Source organism: Marisediminitalea alba, from assembly GCF_002993365.1.
Classification (GTDB): domain Bacteria; phylum Pseudomonadota; class Gammaproteobacteria; order Enterobacterales; family Alteromonadaceae; genus Alteromonas; species Alteromonas alba.
Genome location: NZ_PVNP01000107.1, coordinates 1 through 2,514, shown reverse-complemented (window position 1 = coordinate 2,514; position 2,514 = coordinate 1). Strand labels below are relative to the sequence as shown.

The 2,514-nt window shown below is 40.4% G+C and carries 3 protein-coding genes and 1 pseudogene; 2 read left to right on the top strand and 2 right to left on the bottom strand.

Annotation, left to right across the window (positions count from 1 at the left end):
- Positions 1-152, bottom strand: a pseudogene (locus tag C6Y40_RS10805) (IS5/IS1182 family transposase); the annotation flags it as partial.
- A gap of 379 nt (positions 153-531) precedes the next feature.
- Here C6Y40_RS10805 and C6Y40_RS10800 point away from each other — a divergent pair.
- Positions 532-1,023 (top strand): RNA polymerase sigma factor, encoded by a 492-nt coding sequence (locus C6Y40_RS10800; RefSeq protein ID WP_105934594.1) that lies wholly within the window; start codon positions 532-534, stop codon positions 1,021-1,023.
- Positions 1,024-1,042: 19 nt separating this feature from the next.
- Positions 1,043-1,696, top strand: coding sequence for a hypothetical protein (locus C6Y40_RS10795; RefSeq protein WP_105934593.1), 654 nt, complete (start codon positions 1,043-1,045; stop codon positions 1,694-1,696).
- Between the two features lie 512 nt (positions 1,697-2,208).
- Here C6Y40_RS10795 and C6Y40_RS10790 read toward each other — a convergent pair.
- A partial coding sequence (locus tag C6Y40_RS10790; RefSeq protein ID WP_146129467.1) for an IS1595 family transposase occupies positions 2,209-2,514 on the bottom strand: 306 nt, incomplete at its 5' end.

The window sequence follows — 2,514 nt, the reverse complement described above, 5'->3', positions numbered from 1 at the left end:
CCATTGCCAGCTTTAGGATAAAAGGGTTCAATCACTTCCAGCAGTTGAGGCCACGGCAGCAGTTTATCCATTCTGGATAAGAATATCTCTTTACGGGTCTGGCGGCGCTTGCTGGAAAACTCACTATCGGCAAAAGTTAACTGTTGGCTCATGGGCGGTAATGGCTGTGATTTACTATGCAGCTATGATCTCACATCGGGGACTTATTCGCATCTTCCCAAGTATATCATACAGTTTTTGCAACAATCCCGGAGCAAATATAGCTTGGAATAGCAACTCTTCCTGACCGAAGCGAAAGGCTTTCAGGTTAGAGGATTTACCATCCTAATAAAATTTTAAAAAAAATTGTGAGATTTATTTCACGGCTGCGAATCATTAGATATATAACAATTTGCAGGTAAAGGTTTTGGGTTTGTGACGATTAGCTAAAGCCCATAAGTTTGTATGATAATCAATCAACGCTAGGCAGAAATGAGTTTACTCTCAGTTAATAGGACGGATACAGCAGGCCATGAATAGGTTTAAAGTTAAATGAGCGTTGATCGGCATGGGATGTACCTAGACATCATAGAAAAGCACAAGGGCATTGTGTTTAAAGTTGCACGCGCTTACTGCAGTAATGAGTTTGACCGGGAAGATTTAGTTCAGGAAATTCTCGCCCAAATCTGGCGTTCATTAGATACCTACAATAACGGCTTTAAAATTACGACCTGGATGTATCGAGTGGCACTTAACGTTGCAATATCGTTTTACAGGAAAGACAAAACAATTGCTTACAAGCATTCCGAAATGGAAGACAAGTTACTTAGTTATGACATGGAAACTGAAAGAGAAAATGCACAGAGCTTGAGTGAGTTATACGCATTCATAAACGGACTCAACGATATAGATAAAGCGGTATTGTTGATGTATTTAGAAGGTGAAAGCCAGTCTGAAATCGCCGCTAATTTAGATATTACGATTGCTAATGTCTCCACCAAAATCAGTCGAATTAAACAGAAGTTAAAGGCGAAAGCGTCTTAAACAGACGAGGTACTCAGGTATGAATTTAGATCAAATGCAGTCTATGTGGCAGGCACATAGTGAAAAGCTGGACGAGTGTATGAGTCTGAATCAAACATTGCTTCAGAAGATACAGGCTGAAGGTAACAAAAGTGAGTTGAACAAGCTCATTTTGACAAGAGCGATAGAAGGCACTGTATTTTTTTGCATTGTCCTTTCTTTGGGGAGCTACGTAGCCTCGTCCTGGGGGTTAACTGCACCGGTGGTATCCGCCGTTGTTCTCAATATATTTGCAATAGTGGGACTAGCCGGGAGCATTGGCCAAATCGCGCTGTTGAAAAAGGTAGATTTTTCTAAATCGATGAAAGAAACGCTGAATGATCTTATTGCCGTCAGAACGCATAGTTTGAATGTTTTTAAACTGCTAATCCTATCTGCACCTTTTTACATGGCCTATGTATTTCTGGGCTACGACCTGTTTTTTGGCGTTGATTTATTCTCATTAATGTCGGCAGAAACAACCATTAGATTTTCAGTGATTGCCCTGATATTTGGGCTTCTGGCGGCGCTGCTTATCAATAAGCTCAAGCCAGAAAACAGGGACAATAAGTTAATTGGTTGGCTTTATCAGGAAATATCCGGCCGCAGGTTAACGCATCTGTTAGACCAATTCGAAAATATGGAAAAAGGCTGAGTTGTAGTGGCCATTAAATTGTTCTTATCAAGGCACATCAGGCCGGAAATGGCGATAAAAAGCGATGTTGGGTTTGATTCGTATTTTCTCAATGGTAGTTCGGCGTTACGGGATTAGGTTGCTTTGACCATACGCAGTCATTTTAACCAAAGTTTTAATGAGTTTTATCAAAGGAGTTAATTATGAGCGGTTTAGTAATTGGTGGTGTGGTAGTTGTCATGAGCGTAGTAATAGTTGCTATAGCAGCGTCAAAACGTAAAGAATAGTTACTGTTATAGAGTTATTGAGTTAATAATGACCTAACAAGTCGATCAACGGTATATTTAAAGCTTGGCACCGCTGCCGTTGGTCGCAGATTATACTCAAGGTTACTCTGCCCGTTATGCGGGCCTGATTTTATAAACTGTGTTGAATTGCATGGCATACAGGGAGGTGGGTAAATTTTGACTGACAGCGTAATAAACTGGGTTGGTTTTACCATACAGGTCATTGGCTTACTGTTAATTACAAGGCTATGTTCGGATTAACTGTTGTTGAATTGAAAAGAGCCTGTTTTCGTTAAGGTTTTCTGGAGTATCCATAAACCTGAACCAACCTAGGTAGTGTTCCAAGTATTTTGTGGCTACTCCGTGAAACCGTTTTATCCACGCTTTCAGACGGCTGTGATAGGCGTTAACATTTTGAATGTGAAAGACTTTATCTATCACCTTAATTCCTCCTGCCACATCTAAGCGCTTGTGTATTAAATCATTTTTCTCAGAAAGAGCTATGTAGGGCTTATAGCCATCACTACACAACACACTGTCTTTCTCTAATTT

Bases quoted from the DNA above. Each gene is read 5' to 3' on its own strand.
- C6Y40_RS10800 (WP_105934594.1), top strand. From the start codon at position 532: ATGAGCGTTGATCGGCATGGGATGTACCTAGACATCATAGAAAAGCAC.
- C6Y40_RS10795 (WP_105934593.1), top strand. From the start codon at position 1,043: ATGAATTTAGATCAAATGCAGTCTATGTGGCAGGCACATAGTGAAAAG.